A 20,030-nucleotide genomic window follows, 5' to 3' on the forward strand; every position below is an offset into this window, starting at 1 on the left:
TCTTTCCTTATATGAGTCCTGAAAGAAAGGTGTTGCTTACTATCTGAAGGGAAAAGTTAAAAAATTTGATTTCCGAAAACACAGTTTTTATAGTAAAAGAATATAAAGCTGAAGGGGAAAATGTTACAATAAAAGCTTATCCAAGGTCTCTTGATGGTCTTTCCCAGTATGGGATTGTAAGTCCTATTTTTAGGAAAGAAGGAGGCTTATGGAGGCTGATTAGGTTATAGATTATATCTTATTCTAAGACGATTTCTAATTTTTCATAAACTCCACTTCTCAAATTATAAGAGTATGGAGATGTTAGTATTTCTCTATTTATTTCCTCCTTTTCTTCATTACTGCTGTATAATATGTATTTTTTTATCTTAGCTCCATTTTCTCCGAAAGTATTTTTCCTTTTAGGATTTATAAAGTAGATAAGGGTATTTTTAAGGAAGTTTATAACAAAAGAATTTTTAGGTATGAATATTTTTTCTTCTTTACCACAGCCGTAATAATTTACAAATTCGTCTTTTATGGTGAAAAGGAAATCCGGTATTGATGGAGTTGGTTTAAAGCAAAGATTATTGTTTTCATCAAGGTAAAATGGATTTTTACCAAAAGCCATAACAAGGAGCATATGGTAAAATTCTGCAGTACTTCCAGAAAGTCTTGCAGAGAATCCTGCTCCATGAAGATTTGGATCAGGGTTTCTACTACTCACAATAAAGGATACATTTTCAAATATGCTTCTTCTATATGTTTCTGGATTCATAAAGGGTATAAGACAATTTTTCATTTCTTCATAGAATTTTTCAAATTCTTCTGCTTTTAATATTTCAAGGAGATATTTGTATTCAAGATGTAAGAATATGCTTTCATTTTCAAGCCATCCAGGAAGAAAAGCTTTGATTCTCCCAATTTCAAGGGGGGCAGAGTCCAAAGGAGCATTAACTTTATACATTTTCAATTTTTTGTCATATAAATCGCTTTGTTTTATTCTCTCCATGATCTCTCTCTTTTTATTTTTGTCCCTTTCAGTTTTGAGATAGTGGACTTGTCCTTCAAGGAAGAGGGGCATATCTTTTCTTACAAATTTCTTTGGTTTTATTACCTTTTTTCCATTTTTTTCTATAATGTCATAATCCACAAGATCATAATAAAAATATGTATGATAAAGTCCCTTTTCTTTATCAAAGGCTCTTTCAAGCTCTTTATTTAATTTTTCTAAAAATAGATCCAAGATGTTTAAAATTTCAGAAAGTCTTATGGATATTTCTTCCCCTGATATACCCAATTTAGTTTTTTCTCTATATTCTTCTCTTAGATTTGAACTTTTATCCCAAAACTCAAAGTTTGATATCTTACCTTTAAGATTTTCTTTTGTTATTTCCACAAGGGAATTTAAAAGTTCTGATAATTCTTTTGGAATTCTCACTTCTCTTTCATAAAGTTTGTATTTTTCAATCCATGATTTTATAAGCAAGAGAAGTCTTTTGAGTTCAAAAGTTTCATTTACTGATGATCCAAAAAGTCCAGGAAGACCGTTTAATGCATCATTCCAGCCAGGTCTTCCTGCCTCCATCTCTATTCCTATATTTTCTGGATCAAGAGTTGAATATTTAACAGTAGCAAGGGCAATAAGTTTGGAAAGTAAAGAGGTATAATAAATATCTCCTTTTCCATATTTGGTTCTTACTTTATTAGGCTCTATCTTCCTTGATCTTATAAGAGCTACTTTTTCTTCATCATTTCTTAAAGATCTATATTGGCGTACTCCATTTTCTGTAAGAACATACCTTTCTTCTCTTGGAAGCACAATTTCAGAGTTATCATAATAGGTGAAAATCTCTTGATTTAAAAGGAGATCTTCCATTTTATCTGGAAATATAGACTCATAGCTCTCTATGAGATCTAAGTTGTAAAACCAATGATCTATCCAATATCCTTCTCCATGTTCTGCAAACTCTATTTTTCTACTACCTGTAAGTAGGAATGAGATAAAGTCAATAAGATTTCCCTTTTTTAGCTCATAGTTGTACTTTTCAAGAACCTTTATTACGTCAAAAGGAATAAAAGGTTTTTGAAGTATTTCTTTTAACTCCTTTTCTATATATTCGGAAACCCAATTTTTTAATTCTCCTAAAACATCTTCTTTTATAAGGTATTTAACTCCCTTTATTACTAATGGATTATATCCATCAAGTTGAATAAGGTTTATGAAATACCATATATTGAAGTGTTCTACATCAGGATTAAAATAGATATCATTTCTTCTATTTTGATTTATATCTCTGTAGTTGGCATTTCCTTGAGAGAAATAATTAGCTTCGAGGGTAAAGAAGTTATAATCTCTTTCTAAATCTCCATGTTTTCTTCCAAAGAGATAAATTACATCTTTTTTAGAATTATAGTTTAAAGTAATAGGGAGGCCTCCCCTTAAAAGGTTATCAAGAAAGCTTTGTCTCACGTAAGAATTAAATTCTTTTGAAGCACTATGTACAAAGGCATTATCCATAATGCTCTTTATGAGTATCTCATTCTCTTTAGCTTTTTTCTTGACAAATTCTTTATGAGCATAATCTTTTACTATTTTATTTAATCTCTCCAAGGAATCTGCCTTTCCTGCAAAAGATATTATGGATCTTTCCTCATCTGGAGAAAGAGTAATTATAGTGTAGGAGAAAGCAGAGGGAGTTCTATTCCCATAAAATACTGCCTTAGGAAGGGTAAATTTTCCCTTTGCAAATTTATAAGGATAGGAGAAATCATTAGAAGGATAAAAGATGAGATCAGGATCTATTATTACAGGAAGAAGTTTTTCGTCTTCTGAGAGAGCAAAATAAAAATGTCCTTCTTTTATTACCTTTACTTCGGTTATATCCTGAAAGGTTGTATAAAGCCTATAAAAGGGTGCATTATTCTCTAAATTGTCTACCCTATACCAGGCTTCAATGGTTCTTGACATATTCTTCATAACTTCATTGGTAAGTCCATAGGGTAGAAATTGAGGTATACCATCAATAATTTCAAGGTTCAATTCGTTTTCTCCATGATTCTTTATAGTAAAAATTCTTATTAAGGCTCCTACAGGCTCATTAGGGAGAGTAAAGTAGTTCACTTTGCAAGAGATATTTAGGGTTTTGTTTATCTCATATATGGTAAGATCATAGGGAGTTATACTCATATAATTTTCTCTCTCAAAAGTTTCATTTTCAGGGGACTCTCTAAAAGGCTCATAAAAAACATTGTCAATTTTTATAAAGGTTCTAAAACCATATATAGGAGTAAGCCTATAGGCTTTGTTAGCAGGATGAAACTCAAGTATAGCACCATCTTTACTCTCGAATCCAAAACTTGTAATACATTGTCCCCTATTTACATAAAAACACCACATAGGGATTCCTAAAATTCCAGATATTCCGGGAAGGAAGCTGGAAAAGGGGAAGGCATAGTTGTAATTGTAAATATTAAAAGTCAAATCTTTCTTTTTATCCACCTCATATTTAATTTTGGGATTCATAAAACCCTCCATAATAAAAATTGTTTCATTATAAAACTTATTTTAATATGAAAGCTAAAGTTGGTCAATAAATAAGGAATAAATATGGTTTATTAAACTATCAAACTCTCTTCTTTCTCTTTTTTCAAAGGAGAAATAAGCTAAAGAAGATGGTAATTCTTTCAGTTGAAATTTTTTAATGAAAGGAATTATTTCCTCTGGGGTATGAATTTTAATATTCCAATCTCTATCATATCTTACATAATTTCTTATGAAGGTATCTATAAATTCTCTTTCTTTTTCTTTTAGAGAGAGGTAAAAACTTATGAAAAATTCTTTCTTATTAGGATGCAAGGTCTCCAAAAATTTTGTTGCCAAATCTTTTCTTGCTTTTAGGAATGGGTGGTCAGTAGATATGTATGATAGAAATCTTATGATTTCAAAATTTTTATTTGCAAGGTTAATGATTTTTTTAATACTTTCAGAGTAAGCTAATATATTTTTAAGGTTTTTGGAAATAAAGGGGAATAACATCTTTCTATTGCAAATACTCATAAAGGTTGAAAGGATTAAAATTTCTCTTTTATTTTTTGACATGCTATTTAGTATTTCTATTGATTTCTGGAAATTTTCAAAGATATTTATCCTCTTTCCATCATTTTCATAGAAGGAAGCTTCTAAATTAAAGCAAAATTTTTTAGAGAATTCAAAAAGTTTTTTGTAGTGTTCTTTAGTGTACTTTCCAGAAGAATTTGGTAAAGATTTATAATAATGTTGGATGATCATAGAGGTTTCACAAATGGAAGGGTCATTATTAATTCTCTGTACCTCAAAGAGAGTATCAAGGACAGCAAAATCATATGATAGATCTTCTCTATACCAAGCAGAATAATAAACAGCCTTTTTAGCTAATAAAAGGGAAAATTTGGGATGTTTTTCTTTAAGATACCAAGAGGCATCATTTAAACTATTGATGATTCCTGTGGGATGAGGAATAGAGAGGGAAGTTCTAAAAGCTTCAGAGTAATAAGATATAGCTTTTCTAATATTTTTTCCTTTTATCTCTTCTCTTGCTTTACCTAAAAGGATAAAAGTTTTGGAGGAAGGATCCAAAGGATACTTGTTGCTCCAAATACGGAATTTTCGAAGATTAGATGGGAAGTTAGTAGCATAATAATGAAGGAGGGATGGGGACGCAATATTTCTTACATAAGAAGGGATATAAGGAAATTCTCGTTTTAATTTTTCATAAATTGCATTTCCTTCTCTACTGTTAATATTTGATAATATTGAAAGTTTTTCGGTAAGGATTAGATAATATAGCGTTTTATTACTATTACACTTATCAAGTGCTTTTTCTAATTCAGCTAAAGATAAAAAGTACTCTCTTTTCCAATAGAACTTCAAAGCAATGAAATAATGCTTCCAAGGTGGAGGAATTTTTGCCATTTCTAAAGCCCAGTTTAAGAATGGCTTTGCATAGGAACCGTAGGTAGATATGATTCTATTTATATGTGGAATTTTACTTGGCATCTTTCAAAATTGAGAAAACTTTTTGATTAATTATACCACTTTTCAAGTTATTTTTTGTAAAATGTTTCACTTTAAAAAATTTTAAAAAAACCTAAAAATTTACCCTTTCAAAATCAAGATTTCATCAATATTTCCAGATAGGGTAAATTTGAAAGTCATATGCGGGAAGGTAAAATAAAAAACAAAACATTAAGTAGAAAGGGGTGTTTACATAATGTTCCAAAAATTATCTGTTATAGAAATGAAGGGTAAGTTATTCATAAAAAAGATCCTAAAAGGAAGATATTGATATATAACTCTTCCTCTCGCATAGGATATGGAACTTTATATGATTATGCAGAGTATACAAGTAATGCTGGTCCACTAGTTTTTGGTGGGGCCGTTGTACTTCTTGGTAGTTTTTACTATAATTATGATACAAGAAAAGTAGTCTCTGTTAATGCTAATGTTGTTGCTTCCTCTGGTATGTTTGCTGAAGTTACTACCTCTTGTTCCTATGGAACTGTAGGGACAAATATTGCTTGGGCAAGGGGACAAGCAAATTTTAGAGTTTACATAGGAATATCCGGAGTAGGTATCACTGTAGGATCATTTTCTTTGAGTGTCTCAGATTCAGTAGCTTTATAAGAAAATTTATAAGAAAAGGGGGTATTTTAATGGAAAAATTGTTAAAGATTACAAAAGATATCTTTGGTCCAATGACTCTTAAGAGACCTATAAGACTCTTAATTCAAATATTAGTTCTATTCATATGTTCTGCGACTATACTTAGAATTTTCGTAGATATTTTTTCTTTCATAATTATTAAGTTAGGGACATGGACGGATAAACTCCTAAAATTAATAGGAGTTGGATACTAACATAAGGTTAAAAGAGTCATAAAGAGGGGAGAAAGTCTCCCCTCTAAAATTTTTTAATTTGCTATGTTCTCTTTCAAATTTATCTTAGCGCTTGGTAGAGACGTAAGTATTACTTTTAAGAAATGAAGGTCTTCCAACGGTTTTCCACTTATATTGAGAGAGAGTTTTTATCAAGGAGATGTTTAGTATTTGGCTTTTCATAGCTCTTCTTATATTCGTCATACTGGTACCTATCTTTCTACCTGTTTTTGCACAAACCCCTGCTGTTCCAACAGCTCAAATTCAGGTAAAAGTAAATCTTCCTCAAGGAGAAGAGCTATCTGACGAAGAACTTGAAAAAGTTGAGGGACAACTTTTCTTATGAAAGAAAAAATAAACTATAAATTATATTGAAACAAATTAACAAAGCCAAAAGTTATCAAGAAATAAAAAGGGAGAAAGTAATAATTCAGACTACGGAACACACCTGCAGAGCCTGTGCTATTGCTACTCTTTTAAATTATTTTGGTGAAAAAGTAGAAGAGTTTGAAGTATTGAATTTCTTAAAAGATGAATTATCCCTTGAAAAAGGTTTAAATTTACTCTAGTTAAAAAGATTTGCAAATTATGAGGGATATGAAACAAAGGGTTATAAAACTACATTTGTACCTTTTACGTAGGACCTTAGAGCTCTAAAATTTCAATTATTCTATTGATCAAACCTTTTAAATCTTTAACATTGTTTTTTAAAATTGAGTATAAAAACTCATTATCAATCTCCCAATATATGTGTACTAATCTGTCCCTAAATTTGACCATATTCGCCAAACTTTCAAAGAACGCTTTTTCCAAAAAACCATTTTCAAAAAGAACTCTAAAAGTATCTGAATAATCTTTTGGAGGTCTTAGACCGGGAACAAAGAGTTCTAATTTTTCTTTGAAAGTTTTATCATATATTTCATATATCTCTTTTAAAATTTTATAGGACTCAATGAGAGGTAAAGACCACGCAAGCAAGGAGTTTTTCTCTATTGTGGGTGGGGATAATAATACTGATTGTTGTAAAAGATTTTATAATCTCTATTTTTTCATTAAAACACATTGTGGAGAGAGAAATTTTACAGAAAAAGTTAAATTTCCTTTTTAGCTAAGACAAAATACTTATTACTTCTTGTTGGAATTATATCTTCTATATATTTCATGCTTAAAATTTCAAAATCCTTTATTAGGATATAAATCTCTTCTTCGTCCAAATAACAATGAGGAATTCCAGCCTCTATTCCTTCCTGCTTAATTATTGTACCGTCTTTAAGGACAGTGTTTTTAGGGTTGTTATAGCTTCTACTAAATTTGGAGTTAAAGGTCACATAAAATTCTCCATCTTTTTTAAGTACTCTATGTACCTCTGAGATAGCCTTTTCTAACCCCTTTTTATTGGTATGGTAAATTGAATGATAGGATAAGACACAGTCAAAAAACTCATTCTCGTATGGAAGGGAAAGCATATCTGAATTTGATTTCATAGGATTTATTATATTACAAAAATGTTATTTTTATCTAGCACTACTTCTATGATTTTCTTATCATTCCCCTTCTATGGTTAAATAATATTGTCTGGCTTAAAGTAAAACAGCTTCTAAAAGGATGTTGGTTATGACTTCGTATCTTTAAGATCCTGTATATAACATTTTGGAACTAATCTATTCTCAACTCCCTTCCCCTGTGTATATGAAGGAAGAGTGTGGTAAAATTAAAAAATGGATTTTTGTAACATGAGTAAAGCTATTGATCATTTAGAAGAAAGTGAAAGAATAATACTTAAAGAGCTTAAGACTAAACTTTTAGAGCTTTTAGGTTCTAATCTTGAAGCTGTGATTCTTTTTGGATCAAAAGCACGTGGCGATTATGATAATGATTCTGATATAGATGTAGCAATAATTGTGAATTATTTGGATAGAAATCTTAAGAGAAATATTCTTTCCATAGTCACTAATTTAGAGACAGAATATGGCATTCCTTTATCGACATTAGTAATCTCAAGGGAAGAATTTGAGCTCTTAAAAAGAAGAGAGCGGAGAATAGCACTTGATATAGAAAGAGAAGGAATTGAAATATGAAAGATGAGAATATAAGGTTAAATGTAAAAGAGGAGATAGAAAGAGCAAAAGAAGCTCACAAATCTGCGAACATTTTATTTGAGAACGGACTAATAAAGGATGCTATATCGCGCTTATATTACTATACTCTACATATGGTAAGAGCTCTTCTTTTTACAAAAGGATTTGAACCTAAAAGTCATGAGGGGGAATTTCAAGGCTTATAGAGTATAGAAAGGAAGATTTTCTGTCTTATAAAGAGGAGGCTAAAAATTGGCTGAAGAGATAGAACAATATCTTGTTACTTTGTTTGGGAATGTCATAAGTTTTCTAAGGGATTTTGTTAAGTAAGGATAAATTTGAGGAAATAATTGTTTCTACAAGGTCAAAAAGTAAACTTTTAGAATTAAAAGAAATTTATCCTGAAATTAATATTGCAGAGAATAATAAAGATCTTGCAAAGAAGGCGAAATATATTTTTATCTGTGTGAAACAGCCAGAGGTGAAAGGAGTTTTAGATGAAATAAAGGAATTTCTTGATCATAATAAACATGTTATATCTCTTGCAGGAGCAATAACCATAGAGAATAGGGAAGAAGATTTTCCTTTTGCGGTGGAAATAAAAAGTTGTGCACCAGGTTTTTTGGCTTCTATTTTTAATGAACTCATGCACGAGGTAAAAGATATACTAATTTATACTATATATAGTACTGCAAAGTTAATCTATAATATGAACTTGACTTTTGAAGATATAATATAAAAGGTTGCTACAAAGGGTGGAATAACTGAAGAAGGAGTTAAAGTATTAGAGAGTTACCTTCCTAAAATTTTTGATGAAGTTTTTGAAAAACTCTTGAAAAGAGAAAACTAATAAAAGAAAGAGCAGATGAGCTTTTTAGGATAAATTAAGTTTAAAAGGAGGTATTTTGAATGAGATTTAAGAAATTTATTTTTCTTCTTCTTTTGTTATTAGTATTTTCTCTTATTAACACTGAGCTGATTGAGGCAAAACCAAGAGAAAATTTTAATATTAAAGGATCTATAATGTTTATTGGTCCTTCTGGGCTTCTTAAGGTAAAGGTTGAAAGCCATAGCAAAAATATAAAGGGATTTGTGAGGAATGATGTGGTAAGTATAAAAATAACTTCGGGCACAAAATTTTATTTTGCCAGCTTTGTGAAAACGAACGAAGGTTTGGAATTGAAAAAACATAAAAGTGTGGGTTTTGGTTTTCTTAAAATAAAGAGTAAGGTTTTTATAAATGGATTCATTCTTGAGAATAATAAAAAAGAGTTGGTGGCAACTGAAATTTATATAATTTTAAATTAATATAAAAGATACCCCTTGACAATTTTTAAAATTATGTTAAAATTATAATTGCCACAGGCGTCAAGGGGTCCAAAAGGTACTCCTGATGTACCTTGGCACTGAGTAAAGTCTTGGGTAGCTGGGGAAAAGTGGAGGAGCAAGACTCCTTACTGAGTACTTAGGGTTTAGAGAGTAGTAGGGGTGTTGGAGAAACCTGGTACTCCTACGAAATCTGAAAAATCCTGAGGCTGAAAGGTGAGAGGGTACAGGGGAGTTTCCAAGTAGGATCTGTTGAGCCTGTGGCACTTTATTTTCAAATCAAAACTCTTTTGGCTCCTCTCTTTTCCTAGAAAAAATTTTTAAATCCTTTTTAACTCTTTTAAAACTCCTGCCAATAGGTATAAAATATATGAAGAATTTTAGAAGGGAGGGACTTTTTTTGAAAGGCTTCAAACTTTTTCTTTTAATTCTATTCCTAGTTTTTTTTACATCGGGGTGTGTGAAAGAATCATCTCAGGGAGGTGTTATTACGCCAACAGGTGAATTTACAGTAAATATTACTGTGAATCCTGATCAGGATAGAACTCCCATAAGTCCCTATATTTATGGGGCAAACCAAGATGTGGAAGGGGTAAAACATACTGCAAGAAGAATTGGAGGAAATAGACTTACAGGATACAATTGGGAAACCAATATGTCTAATGCAGGATCTGACTGGGATCATTCCAGTGATTACTATTTACCTTGGGTTATGGGAATACCTCAAGATCAGTATAATGTTCCTGCAATTGTGCTTACAAAATTTCATGATCAGTCTCTCAGTATGGGTGCTATTAGTTTGGTAACCCTCCAAATGGCAGGCTATGTGGCAAAAGATGCTAATGGGCCTGTTTCAGAAGATGAAACTGCTCCATCTTCAAGATGGGCTGAAGTAAAATTTAGAAAGGGAGTAGGTTTTTCTTCAAATCCTGATACCTCTGATAATTATGTTTATATTGATGAACTTTTGAATTATCTAATTAGCAAATATGGGAAAGCTGATACTTCTACAGGAATAAAAGGATATCTTCTTGATAATGAGCCGGATCTTTGGTCAAGTACTCATCCAAGAATACATCCCAATAAAGTAACTTGTAATGAACTTATATCAAAATCTATTGAACTTGCAAAGGTTATAAAAGAGATGGATCCTAGTGCTTTAGTCTTTGGATATGAATCCTATGGATTTATGGGATACTATTCTCTTCAAGATGCTCCTGATTGGAATAGTGTAAAAGGAAGTCATGAGTGGTTTATAAGCTATTACCTACAAAGGATGAAAGAAGCATCAGACTCTTATGGTAAGAGGCTTCTTGATGTGCTTTCTCTTCATTGGTATCCTGAGGCAAAATCTTCTACAGGTGTAAGAATTTGCTTTGATGGGGAAAATAGTATTGATAAGGATACGAGTATTGCAAGAATGCAAGCTCCAAGAACTCTTTGGGATCTAACTTATAAAACAACTACAAAGGGTCAGATCACTGCTGGAGAGAACAGCTGGATAAATCAATGGTTTCCTGAGTTTTTACCTATAATTCCTAAATTAAAGCAGGCTATTGATACTTATTATCCTGGCACAAAGCTTGCCATAACAGAATATGATTATGGTGGTAGAAATCATATATCGGGTGGAATTGCTCAAGTAGATGTGCTTGGCATATTTGGGAAGTATGGAGTTTATCTTGCTACCAGGTGGGGTGAGACAGGAAGTTATATTTCTTCTGCTTATAATGTTTATTTAAATTATGATGGAAAAGGATCTAAATATGGAGATATATCTGTTAAAGCAGAGACTTCTGATGTGGAGAATATGCCTGTATATGCTTCTATTCATAGTGATAATCAAGGAAAATTACATGTAATATTAATTAACAGGAATTGGGACAAGGAGGGTATTGCCAGAATAAAGATTGAAGGGAATAATACTTATACCTCTTGTATAATCTATGGATTTGATTACCAATCTCCTGAGATAAGAAAGATGGGAGAATTAAACAATATTCAAAATAACTATTTTGAGTTAAAAGTACCACCCCAAACAGTTTATCATATAGTATTTTAAAAATAAGGAGGGGGATTTTTCTCCCCTCCTTAGGGGCTGATTAAAAATGAGACTTGATAAATTTCTTGTGAATCAAGGATTTGGTAGTAGAAAAGAGGTACAAAAACTTATTAAGGCAGGGATAGTTTATGTTAATAATTTCCCTGTTGAGGATCCTTCTTTTCATATAAACCCTGAGAAGGATGTTGTAGAGATAGAAGGGCAGGAGATTGAATACAAAGAAAATTATTACTTTATGCTCAACAAACCTAAAGGTTATATTACAGCAACTTACGATGAAAATTATCCTACGGTGATGGATCTTTTTGCTTCGGAGCCTATAGTGAGTAAACTCTTTCCTGTGGGAAGATTGGATGTTGATACCGAGGGGCTTCTTATAATTACCTCTGATGGTGTTTTGGCTCATAGGCTTTCTCATCCTAAATGGAATGTGGAAAAGGAATATTTTGTGATTGTGGAAGGAGATATCTCGGACATAGACTTTTCAAAGTACGAAAAAGAAGGAATGTACTTAAAAAAAGAAAAATACAAGACTAAGCCTTTTAAAGTAAAAGTCTTAAAAACTTCCTTTGAAGAATCAGAACTTCTTATTACTATAACCGAGGGTAAATATCACATAGTAAAAAAGATAATGTATGCAGTGGGTCATGAGGTTAAATACTTAAAAAGGGTAAGGATTGGACCATTGATTCTTGACGAAGACTTAGAGGTAGGAGAATATAGGGAACTTACAAAGGAGGAAATTTCTCTTCTCAAAAGCTATGTGAAGATGGGGTAGGACTTATAGATTTTTGTTGACCATGATTGATACATACTTTATAATGATTTTATGAATAATTTTAAGTTTATCGTAGAAGTAGAGAATCTAAAAAAGTACTATGGAAATGTTAAAGCGGTAGATGGGGTTAGTTTTAAAATAAAGCAAGGATCTATTTTTACATTATTAGGACCCAATGGAGCTGGTAAAACTACGACCCTTGAGATTATTGAGGGATTAAGAACTCCCGATAGTGGAAAAATAACTATATTTGGAAGGCAAGTAGAAAAAATAGGAAGAGAAGAGAAAGAACTTATAGGTGTATCTTTACAAGAAACAAATCTTATAGGCAACCTCACAGTAAAAGAAACATTTTCTATGTTTAGAAGTTTCTACAAAAAGGGATTAAGGGTAGATGATGTCCTTGATTTTGTGAGCTTAAAAGATAAAGCAAAAAGTTATGTGGATAAGCTTTCTGGAGGGCAGAGGCAAAGGCTTGCTATAGGTCTTGCTCTTATTAATGATCCTCTTCTTCTTTTTCTTGATGAACCTACCACTGGGCTCGATCCACAGGCGAGGAGAAGTATTTGGGATCTGCTTTTACAACTTAAAAAACAAGGAAAGACTATAGTTTTGACTACTCATTATATGGAAGAGGCAGAATTTCTCTCCGATTGGGTTTGTATTATAGATCACGGAAAGATTATAAGGGAGGGGACTCCCGAGGATTTGATAAAGAGTATTGGTGGGGAAAGTGTGATTGAATTTGAAGGTTTTTAAAGATGATTCTCTTAAAGATAAACTTATAGAGGATCTTAAAAGGGGAAGAACTAAACTTATTGTAGAGATACCAGAAGGCTTTGATAGTCTTGTGATTTCTAATATTAGTATGAAGATGTTAGGCTTAGGAGAGAATTCTGCCCCTCTTAAAGTGTATATTTTAAAACATAATGTTTCATCTCAGGCTGCAAGTATGGTTGTGAGAAATATTGTGGATAGATTGAACTTAGAGTTTGCTAAGAGGATGTCAAAAATAAAAGAATACGAAGTAAAAACTGAGATTGTAGGAAGTAAAACAGGGTTTTCTTATGTGGACTTCATATATCCTGGTATTGTTATTCTTGCCATATTTTTTACAGGACTTTTTGGGATTGGACAGGAGCTTACCTGGTATAGAGAAGGGAAGATATTAAAAAGATTTCGTATTACCCCTATTTCTTCTTTAAATTTCTTTTTCTCTTATTTTCTTTCTCGACTTTATCTTTTTATCCTTCAAGCCTTAATTGTTACTTTTGTAGGAAAAGTTTTATATAAAAGTAGTGTGAACTTCTTATCTTTTTATTTCTTTTTATATGTTTTTCTTGCTATGTTATCCCTTTCATCAATGGGATTCTTTATATCTGCTTTTTCTAAAAATACCAATTCTGCAGGAGTGATAGGACAGATTCTCAATTTCCCCTTGCAATTTCTTGGAGGGATATACTTCCCTGTAAGTGATGTTCCTTGGTTTATAAAATGGATTGTGGTTATTAATCCTATTACTTATCTTGCTGCAGGTATAAGGGATACTCTTGGTATTATGCCATCACCTTATCCTATATATTTAACTATTGTAGTTCCATTGATATATACTGCTTTATTTTTGTTCATCTCTATAAGAAAATACAAGAGAGTGGAATTAACATGAAGCCATTTATAAGTGTAACCCTGTATAGGATTAAAAGTTTTTATAGAGACACTTTCACCTTTCTTTTTTCCCTTATTCTTCCTATTGTGTTTGTTCTCATATTTGGGTTTGTCTTTGGTGAAAGGGAGATGGGTTCTAATGGTTATGGGGTTAAGATTGGAGTAATAAGAAGTGATGTTGAAATTGTTAAAGTTCTTGGAAAGATGGAGAATGTTAAAATTTTTGAGTTTGAAAATGAAGCTGATTTAAGGAATCATATTTTAAAGGGAAATATTGATGGTGGGGTAACTTTTGATGGAGAAAAGTTTAATTTTATTATCAATTTCTCAACTTTTCAGCAAAATCCTTTTTTAAGAACCTTTGGAGAAAGTTTTTCCAAGGCTTATTCCTTGCATGAGGTTGGCATGGATAAAGGATTTATAAAAATGGAAGAGGAATTTATTGATCCAGGAAAGGCTCAAGTTTCTAGCTTGGGTTATATCATTCCTGGAGTTTTAAGTTTTTCTATTTCATCAGCCATATTTACCATGATTGCCCTTTTTGGATATTATAGAAAAAGAAAGGTTATTAAAAGGTTTGCGGTAACTCCCATAAATCCTATAATTTTTATATCAGGAATGGTTTTGGGAAATTTTGTTGTAGGAATTTTTTCCTGTCTGTTAGTTCTTTTAATAGTCCAGCTTATTTTTCATATAAACTTTTCTATAAATTGGGGTTTTTTTCTTCTTTCTGTTTCTTCTTCAATTTTAGGTATGATGGCTTTAGGGATAGTTTTAACTGCTTTATTTAGGGAGCCTCAAACCGCAAATAATGCAGGAAATCTTTTAGTAAATATCATGTTGTTTTTCTCTGGAGTGTATTTCCCTTTAGATTTTCTTCCAAGTTATTTAAAGGTTTTTGCTAAATTTCTACCTCTATACTATGTGGGAAGAGCTTTGAGAATTTCCTTAGGGATAGAGGAAGGTAGATCAAGTTTTGTTTTAACTTTCTCTTTTGTAATGATTTCTACATTTCTCATACTAGTATTTATTTCTGGAAGAAATATTTTTAACTTAGAAGAAAGGTAATTTTATCTAAATAGTCTTCTGGCAAGGAGACTTTTCTCTAATCTTATAGCTTTTTGAGGGCATAATTCATGGCAGCAAAAACAAGATATACATTTTTTATAATCTATAATCATCTTATTTGAATCGTAAGTTATAGCTTTATTAGGACAACTGTTCTCACATATTCTGCATTTTATACATTTTTCATCTTCAATAACGGGATATTGTCTAATCAATTTATTATATAGAAAAGAGGTGATACTTCCCATAAAGGCTGGAACATTTTTGGAAAGGGAATAGAAGTTTTTTACTTTTACTACATCGTGGTTATAGATCTTATCTTTTTCTTCTCCTATAACTTCAATTTTTTCAATATTTATCTCTCCAAGACCTTTTTTATATGCAATGAGATTTGTGTAAATCTCTTCTGGTTTATATCCAAGAAGAAGGCTTGAAACCACGTCTACTGCAACAGGATCTTTTCCCGTAATAATCTTTCCAAATTTTCTTGGGGTTCCTGCAGAGGGTCCTTCTCCTTCCATTCCTACGATAGCATCTACAATATTTATCACGGGATTTACTTCGCTAAATATCTCCACCAAAATTTTGGCAAAATTTTCTGGATTTATGGCAATGGCATGCATACGAGATTTATTCATTCCTGGTACAAGTCCAAAAGTATTCTTAATGGTACAGGTCATAAGCATGAAGGTGTGGGTCTTGAGTTTTGGCACATTAATTATATAATCTACCTCTTTTATAAATTTAGTTAATGGAATATTTCCTGCAACCTCGCTTTTAATATTAACCACTCCATAGGTATATAGATTTACAAGATTTACTTTTTGTCTTTCTGCCACTTCTTTCATACCTGTTACCCTATAAAGGTGATCCAAATTTGTAGAGGTATTTCCAGGGGTATCTCCTATAAATATTTCTCTTGCTTCTTTCTCTTTTAATATCTCAATAATGGCCTCAATTACTGTAGGGTGAGTAGTAATTGCCTTATCAGGAGAAGAGGCCATGAGAAGATTGGGCTTAATAAAAACTCTTTTTCCTTTAAAATTAGGAAGATCAAAATATTCTAATGCCCTTTTTATCTTGTCTTTTAAGGATTCCTTTTCATATTCTGCATTATATACAATTACTTTTGAAGACATAAGTCCTCCCTCTAAACTGATTTTAAGAAATTTAGAAAACTCTAAGAGATTCTTCTTTGTTTCTTACCATATCTCAGAGAGCTTTTCCACAAGCTCTTTTATTGTTTATTTCTTTACTCAATTTCTGCTATGGCTTTAAAATATAGGTTAGGGAGTATGCCTAATACTGCAAGATTAATATCTTGCCAAATATACCCTTTCCACTTTGTATTTTTCATGTAGGATTTTGACCACTTCCTTAGCAAGCTTTAAGGCTTTTTATCTTTCTCTTTTACTCAAACTCTCTATGTATTGTCTTTTTTCTTCTTCAGAAAGTTCTCTTACCATTCTTCCCATGGGTTTATTATAACCTACGGAGGAATTATTTAAAACTACCATTTTAAAACTTGTATATTGACTTAGAATAGACTCTAAATGGTAAATTAATTTTCATAATATTCTTGGAATTTTTATGAACACTCTTACTACTCTAAGTAATGTTCTTATTCTTGATTATGCATCCCTTTCATCCATAAGTAAATCCTTTGCTTCCACAAGAGTTTGGGCACCTATTGGTTTTTTAGTAATGATGCTAACTACGGGTTTTTATCCCAAATTAACGGAATCTACTTTTATGTTTCCTATAATTTCCTTAGTATTTTTATTGTGTTTTCTAATTCTTTTAGCGATTAAAGAGCTCGAATTTAAAGTGGAAACAAAAATTTTAACTTTTAATGACGTAAAGAGACTTATTTCGGTAAAGGAAGTAAGAGAATTTTTATTATTCATGTTCTTTTATAGTTTTGCTCTTGTGGGGACATCTGGAAATGTTAATTTGTTGATCAAATATTTAGGTGGGACAAATAGTGATATTAGTTGGGCACTTGTGGTTTGTGCTGCACCTGAAATTCCTATGTCCTATTTTTGGGGACATATGGCAGATAAAGTAGGAAGAAAGCCTCTTCTTCTTTTGGCAGGACTTGCTATGCCTATAAGGTCTTTTCTTTATTTTCTTACAGGAAGAGCCTTTGAGGTAATTTTAATTCAATTCTTTACTCATATTTTTACTTTTGTAATCTCTATAAATGTGGCACCTATTTATGTGAACGATTTAGTTTCTCCTAAGGAAAGGGCTACAGGACAGGGAATCTTAAATCTTTCTGTAGCCTTATCTCAAACTTTATCTTCTTTTATTTCGGGGAATGTGGCTAATATGGTAGGGCTCAAAGGGATGTATATTTTCCTTGCTGTTATTGGATTAATTTCTGCTATATGGGGGCTTAAGATATTTAGAAAGAGTAAATAAACTTTCTTAGCAAATTCTTGGTAGAAGGTCTCTTTTTAAGGGATCAAGAATTCTTCTTGTTCCAATTCTGGTTCTTAAATATACTCTTCTTCCTTTACCCTTCACCTCCCCAATTACTTTTGCATCTTTTCCTAAGGGGTGAGCTTTTAAAAAGTTCATAATTTTTTCTTCTTCTTTTTTATCAGCAATTATGACCACCCTTCCTTCATTAGCTGAATACAAGGGATCAATACCAAGGATTTCGCTTGCTGATTTTACCCAAGATTTTATGGGTAGACTTTCTTCGTTTACCTCAATCTCCACATTGTATTTTTGTGCAATCTCATTTAATACTCCAGCAACTCCTCCCCTTGTGGGATCCCTCATAAATTTAATTCCCGATGAAATTTTTAAAAGGGGCAAAGTAAGGGAGTTTAATGGTGCAAGATCGGATTTTACCTCTGCATCAGTTTTTATACCAAGTCTCTGAAGCATAATACAAAGCCCATGTTCTCCTATTCCTCCATTTATTATTACCACATCTTGCTCTTTTATCTCTCTCCCTCTCCAATCCATTCCTTCCTCAATTATCCCAAGACCTGAAGTGTTTATAAAAATCTTATCACCTTTTCCTTTTTCTACTACTTTTGTGTCACCTGTAATGATCTTTACCCCGCACTCCTCACTGGCTAATTTCATGGATTTAAGTATCTCACGGAATTCCCTCAGAGTAAGTCCTTCTTCAATAATGAATCCTACACTTAAATATAGAGGTTTTGCTCCCATAACTGATAAGTCATTTATGGTTCCGTATATGGATAGTTTTCCAATATCTCCGCCATTAAAAAATATGGGAGATATAACAAAGGAGTCTGTAGTGAGGGCAAGTCTTCCCGAAGTTTCAAAGATTGAAGAATCGTAAAGCTCATTTAATAGTTCATTTCCGAAATATTTTAATATTTCTTCTTCTATTAGTTTTCTTGTACTCTCTCCGCCACTTCCATGGGAAAGAAGAATCATATCTTCCATGGTTTATTCTCCTCCATAAAGGTAATAGGCAGAGCAAGTTCCTTCTGAGGATACCATGCAAGGACCTTTAGGGTTTTCTGGTGTACATGCCTTTCCAAAGAGAGGACAATCAGTGGGCTTTAAAACACCTCTCAAAACCTCCCCACATCTGCAAAAATTATTCTTTTCTGGCTTTTTTTCTATTTTTAATGGGTAAATTTTTCTCACATCAAATTCTTCAAATTCTTCTTTCAATAAGAGACCGCTATTTTCTATGACTCCAAGACCACGCCAATTGGCAGGTCCCTTTTTAAATATCTTGTACATGGTTTCAAGGGCATATTTATTTCCTTCTTCTTTAACACTTTTTTCATAGGTATTTAAGAGCTTTGGCTCTCCTTCTTCGATAATCTTTATAAGATGATATATTCCACGTATGATTTCCTCTGGTTTAAATCCCATGATTACAAAGGGTATTCTATATGCTTCAAATACCTCTTTCCATCCTGTCCTTCCTATTATGGTGGATACATGTCCAGGACCAATAATTCCATCAAGCTTTATCTCTCCCATATCCAATATGGCTTTCATGGCGGGAGGAGTAAGTTTATGAAGGGATAGAAAATATAAATTTTTAATATTTTCTTCTTTTGCTTTTATAAGGGTATAGGCTAAATTAGGAGCAGTAGTTTCAAAGCCTATTCCCACAAGAAGATATTTTTTATTGGGATTTTCTTTGGCAATATTTAATGCTTCTAAGGGAGAGTATATTACCTTTATTTCTTTTCCCTTTGCCCTTAAGTGATTTAAACTTCCCAAGCTTCCTGGTACATTAACCAAATCTCCAAAGGTAATAATACCCAAATTGTATTCTTCAGAAAGAGCAATAATATAGTCAATATCTTCTTCTGCAGTGACACACACGGGGCATCCTGGACCTGAAAGGAGATGAACATTTTCAGGAAGAATTTGCCTTATACCATAACGGAATATCTCATGGGTATGGGTGCCACAAAATTCCATTATATTTATTTCTTTTTTAGAAATGGATTTTATCTTTTGTAGGAGTTCTTTTATTTCCATTTATCTTTCAAGCTCTCCTAAAGCTGATATTATCTCTTCTGCCTCTTCATTAGAAAGAATGCTTATGGAAAATCCTGCATGAACCAATACATAATCTCCTACTTTAACTTCTGGAGTGAAAATAGTGCTTATTTCCAAAGTAGATCCTCCCATATCAGCTATTGCTATGTTTCCCTCTTTTACTTCTACAATCCTTAATGGAACTCCAAGACACATATTTTACCTCCCAGCTAGTTTTTAATTTAAGCTTTCATTTAGATTATTTTATCATAAAAATTTGTCTGCATTAGCTTTCTTTATTCTCCTCATGCTTAAACCCCCTTAAAATTATCTTATTAAGAAAGTAATCTTTTTACCAAGTGATCTAAGAAACCACTAAGGTCCTAAACTTGCTGGAGGGTTAAAATCGTAAGTAAGTACATCTTTGACTTTGCTAAAAATATGTTTTGGCATAGGTCTTAGGGCTCCCCATCTTTCAAGGAAGAAAGTATGGAATCTACTGTTGGGTCTGTTAAGTTCTACTACCACTGTATATTTGTCTGGAGCATAAACCCTTTTTACATCTTGCATTGCTCCATGATAGTCAAGCCCCTCAGTATCTTTTACTGTTTGAATAGTATAGACTAAATCATCGGCAGTAAATTCAACACCATCACTCCAATAT

The 20,030-nt window shown here is 32.2% G+C and carries 22 protein-coding genes and 1 pseudogene; 14 read left to right on the forward strand and 9 right to left on the reverse strand.

Annotated elements, in window-relative coordinates; translation table 11 throughout:
* Positions 1–238: 238 nt before the first annotated feature.
* A complete protein-coding gene (locus ACP5QL_RS04805) occupies positions 239–3,505 on the reverse strand; it encodes a hypothetical protein (RefSeq protein ID WP_273333261.1) in 3,267 nt (1,088 codons plus the stop codon).
* A 54-nt stretch (positions 3,506–3,559) separates the two neighbouring features.
* Entirely contained in the window at positions 3,560–5,017 is a 1,458-nt protein-coding gene (locus ACP5QL_RS04810) for a hypothetical protein (RefSeq protein ID WP_272995694.1), read from the reverse strand.
* Positions 5,018–5,302: 285 nt separating this feature from the next.
* Here ACP5QL_RS04810 and ACP5QL_RS04815 point away from each other — a divergent pair, with 285 nt between their 5' ends.
* The 4 genes from ACP5QL_RS04815 to ACP5QL_RS04830 all read left to right on the forward strand — a co-directional run bounded on the left by ACP5QL_RS04815 (position 5,303) and on the right by ACP5QL_RS04830 (position 6,464).
* Positions 5,303–5,644 carry a hypothetical protein gene (locus ACP5QL_RS04815; RefSeq protein ID WP_012582529.1) on the forward strand — a complete coding sequence of 114 codons (342 nt, stop codon included), beginning with the start codon at positions 5,303–5,305 and terminating at the stop codon, positions 5,642–5,644.
* A gap of 29 nt (positions 5,645–5,673) precedes the next feature.
* The gene (locus ACP5QL_RS04820) at positions 5,674–5,877 is read left to right on the forward strand and encodes a hypothetical protein (RefSeq protein ID WP_012582528.1); all 204 of its coding nucleotides are present in this window, start codon (positions 5,674–5,676) and stop codon (positions 5,875–5,877) included.
* 178 nt (positions 5,878–6,055) lie between these two features.
* Positions 6,056–6,241, forward strand: a complete 186-nt coding sequence (locus tag ACP5QL_RS04825; protein WP_012582527.1) for a hypothetical protein — start codon at positions 6,056–6,058, stop codon at positions 6,239–6,241.
* A gap of 25 nt (positions 6,242–6,266) precedes the next feature.
* Positions 6,267–6,464 carry a hypothetical protein gene (locus ACP5QL_RS04830; protein ID WP_164930935.1) on the forward strand — a complete coding sequence of 66 codons (198 nt, stop codon included), beginning with the start codon at positions 6,267–6,269 and terminating at the stop codon, positions 6,462–6,464.
* Positions 6,465–6,540: 76 nt separating this feature from the next.
* Here the strand turns inward: ACP5QL_RS04830 and hepT are convergent, their stop codons facing one another.
* Positions 6,541–6,873: a type VII toxin-antitoxin system HepT family RNase toxin gene (gene hepT, locus ACP5QL_RS04835; protein WP_424662123.1), complete on the reverse strand. Its 333-nt coding sequence runs from the start codon at positions 6,871–6,873 to the stop codon at positions 6,541–6,543.
* A 113-nt stretch (positions 6,874–6,986) separates the two neighbouring features.
* The gene (locus tag ACP5QL_RS04840; protein ID WP_164930934.1) at positions 6,987–7,379 is read right to left on the reverse strand and encodes a class I SAM-dependent methyltransferase; all 393 of its coding nucleotides are present in this window, start codon (positions 7,377–7,379) and stop codon (positions 6,987–6,989) included.
* A gap of 249 nt (positions 7,380–7,628) precedes the next feature.
* Between ACP5QL_RS04840 and ACP5QL_RS04845 the strand changes: the two genes are divergently transcribed.
* The 9 genes from ACP5QL_RS04845 to ACP5QL_RS04885 all read left to right on the forward strand — a co-directional run bounded on the left by ACP5QL_RS04845 (position 7,629) and on the right by ACP5QL_RS04885 (position 14,872).
* A complete protein-coding gene (locus tag ACP5QL_RS04845) occupies positions 7,629–7,973 on the forward strand; it encodes a nucleotidyltransferase domain-containing protein (protein WP_012582526.1) in 345 nt (114 codons plus the stop codon).
* On the forward strand, positions 7,970–8,179 hold the full coding sequence (locus ACP5QL_RS04850) for a HEPN domain-containing protein (RefSeq protein WP_428125754.1): 210 nt from the start codon (positions 7,970–7,972) through the stop codon (positions 8,177–8,179). Before ACP5QL_RS04845 ends, ACP5QL_RS04850 begins: the two co-directional genes overlap by 4 nt.
* 113 nt (positions 8,180–8,292) lie before the next feature.
* A complete protein-coding gene (locus ACP5QL_RS04855; protein ID WP_424662128.1) occupies positions 8,293–8,712 on the forward strand; it encodes an NAD(P)-binding domain-containing protein in 420 nt (139 codons plus the stop codon).
* A gap of 170 nt (positions 8,713–8,882) precedes the next feature.
* Complete coding sequence (locus ACP5QL_RS04860) at positions 8,883–9,281, forward strand: hypothetical protein (protein ID WP_012582522.1); 399 nt, start codon at positions 8,883–8,885, stop codon at positions 9,279–9,281.
* Between the two features lie 478 nt (positions 9,282–9,759).
* A complete protein-coding gene (locus ACP5QL_RS04865) occupies positions 9,760–11,361 on the forward strand; it encodes a glycoside hydrolase family 44 protein (protein WP_428125760.1) in 1,602 nt (533 codons plus the stop codon).
* Positions 11,362–11,407: 46 nt separating this feature from the next.
* Entirely contained in the window at positions 11,408–12,139 is a 732-nt protein-coding gene (locus tag ACP5QL_RS04870; RefSeq protein WP_012582520.1) for a pseudouridine synthase, read from the forward strand.
* 51 nt (positions 12,140–12,190) lie between these two features.
* Entirely contained in the window at positions 12,191–12,898 is a 708-nt protein-coding gene (locus ACP5QL_RS04875; RefSeq protein ID WP_428125763.1) for an ABC transporter ATP-binding protein, read from the forward strand.
* Positions 12,879–13,805, forward strand: coding sequence for an ABC transporter permease (locus ACP5QL_RS04880; protein ID WP_428125765.1), 927 nt, complete (start codon positions 12,879–12,881; stop codon positions 13,803–13,805). The genes ACP5QL_RS04875 and ACP5QL_RS04880 overlap by 20 nt, the downstream gene beginning before the upstream one ends.
* Positions 13,802–14,872, forward strand: coding sequence for an ABC transporter permease (locus ACP5QL_RS04885; protein ID WP_272995882.1), 1,071 nt, complete (start codon positions 13,802–13,804; stop codon positions 14,870–14,872). The genes ACP5QL_RS04880 and ACP5QL_RS04885 overlap by 4 nt, the downstream gene beginning before the upstream one ends.
* A gap of 2 nt (positions 14,873–14,874) precedes the next feature.
* On the opposite strand, the gene ACP5QL_RS04890 is transcribed toward ACP5QL_RS04885, so the two are convergent.
* On the reverse strand, positions 14,875–16,011 hold the full coding sequence (locus tag ACP5QL_RS04890; RefSeq protein ID WP_272995884.1) for a DUF362 domain-containing protein: 1,137 nt from the start codon (positions 16,009–16,011) through the stop codon (positions 14,875–14,877).
* Between the two features lie 445 nt (positions 16,012–16,456).
* On the opposite strand from ACP5QL_RS04890, the gene ACP5QL_RS04895 reads away from it, so the two are divergent.
* Positions 16,457–17,296, forward strand: a complete 840-nt coding sequence (locus ACP5QL_RS04895) for an MFS transporter (RefSeq protein WP_428125773.1) — start codon at positions 16,457–16,459, stop codon at positions 17,294–17,296.
* Between the two features lie 6 nt (positions 17,297–17,302).
* On the opposite strand, the gene hypE is transcribed toward ACP5QL_RS04895, so the two are convergent.
* The 4 genes and pseudogenes from hypE to ACP5QL_RS04915 form a co-directional block, all read right to left on the reverse strand.
* Positions 17,303–18,304: a hydrogenase expression/formation protein HypE gene (hypE, locus tag ACP5QL_RS04900; protein WP_272995888.1), complete on the reverse strand. Its 1,002-nt coding sequence runs from the start codon at positions 18,302–18,304 to the stop codon at positions 17,303–17,305.
* 3 nt (positions 18,305–18,307) lie between these two features.
* On the reverse strand, positions 18,308–19,366 hold the full coding sequence (gene hypD, locus ACP5QL_RS04905; RefSeq protein WP_272995890.1) for a hydrogenase formation protein HypD: 1,059 nt from the start codon (positions 19,364–19,366) through the stop codon (positions 18,308–18,310).
* The gene (locus ACP5QL_RS04910) at positions 19,367–19,582 is read right to left on the reverse strand and encodes a HypC/HybG/HupF family hydrogenase formation chaperone (protein WP_012582512.1); all 216 of its coding nucleotides are present in this window, start codon (positions 19,580–19,582) and stop codon (positions 19,367–19,369) included. It abuts the gene before it with no gap.
* Between the two features lie 162 nt (positions 19,583–19,744).
* A pseudogene (locus tag ACP5QL_RS04915) lies at positions 19,745–20,030 on the reverse strand (ABC transporter substrate-binding protein); the annotation flags it as partial.

Origin of the sequence: Dictyoglomus sp., assembly GCF_049968615.1 — a bacterium.
In the GTDB taxonomy this organism is placed as follows: Bacteria; Dictyoglomota; Dictyoglomia; order Dictyoglomales; family Dictyoglomaceae; genus Dictyoglomus; species Dictyoglomus turgidum.

Coding starts and splice junctions, on each gene's coding strand:
- ACP5QL_RS04875 (WP_428125763.1), top strand. CDS start 12,191: ATGAATAATTTTAAGTTTATCGTAGAAGTAGAGAATCTAAAAAAGTAC.
- hypD (WP_272995890.1), bottom strand. CDS start 19,366: ATGGAAATAAAAGAACTCCTACAAAAGATAAAATCCATTTCTAAAAAA.
- ACP5QL_RS04850 (WP_428125754.1), top strand. CDS start 7,970: ATGAAAGATGAGAATATAAGGTTAAATGTAAAAGAGGAGATAGAAAGA.
- ACP5QL_RS04890 (WP_272995884.1), bottom strand. CDS start 16,011: ATGTCTTCAAAAGTAATTGTATATAATGCAGAATATGAAAAGGAATCC.
- ACP5QL_RS04810 (WP_272995694.1), bottom strand. CDS start 5,017: ATGCCAAGTAAAATTCCACATATAAATAGAATCATATCTACCTACGGT.
- ACP5QL_RS04825 (WP_012582527.1), top strand. CDS start 6,056: ATGTTTAGTATTTGGCTTTTCATAGCTCTTCTTATATTCGTCATACTG.
- ACP5QL_RS04820 (WP_012582528.1), top strand. CDS start 5,674: ATGGAAAAATTGTTAAAGATTACAAAAGATATCTTTGGTCCAATGACT.
- ACP5QL_RS04840 (WP_164930934.1), bottom strand. CDS start 7,379: ATGAAATCAAATTCAGATATGCTTTCCCTTCCATACGAGAATGAGTTT.
- ACP5QL_RS04870 (WP_012582520.1), top strand. CDS start 11,408: ATGAGACTTGATAAATTTCTTGTGAATCAAGGATTTGGTAGTAGAAAA.
- ACP5QL_RS04885 (WP_272995882.1), top strand. CDS start 13,802: ATGAAGCCATTTATAAGTGTAACCCTGTATAGGATTAAAAGTTTTTAT.
- ACP5QL_RS04860 (WP_012582522.1), top strand. CDS start 8,883: ATGAGATTTAAGAAATTTATTTTTCTTCTTCTTTTGTTATTAGTATTT.
- ACP5QL_RS04805 (WP_273333261.1), bottom strand. CDS start 3,505: ATGAATCCCAAAATTAAATATGAGGTGGATAAAAAGAAAGATTTGACT.
- hypE (WP_272995888.1), bottom strand. CDS start 18,304: ATGGAAGATATGATTCTTCTTTCCCATGGAAGTGGCGGAGAGAGTACA.
- ACP5QL_RS04845 (WP_012582526.1), top strand. CDS start 7,629: ATGAGTAAAGCTATTGATCATTTAGAAGAAAGTGAAAGAATAATACTT.
- ACP5QL_RS04910 (WP_012582512.1), bottom strand. CDS start 19,582: ATGTGTCTTGGAGTTCCATTAAGGATTGTAGAAGTAAAAGAGGGAAAC.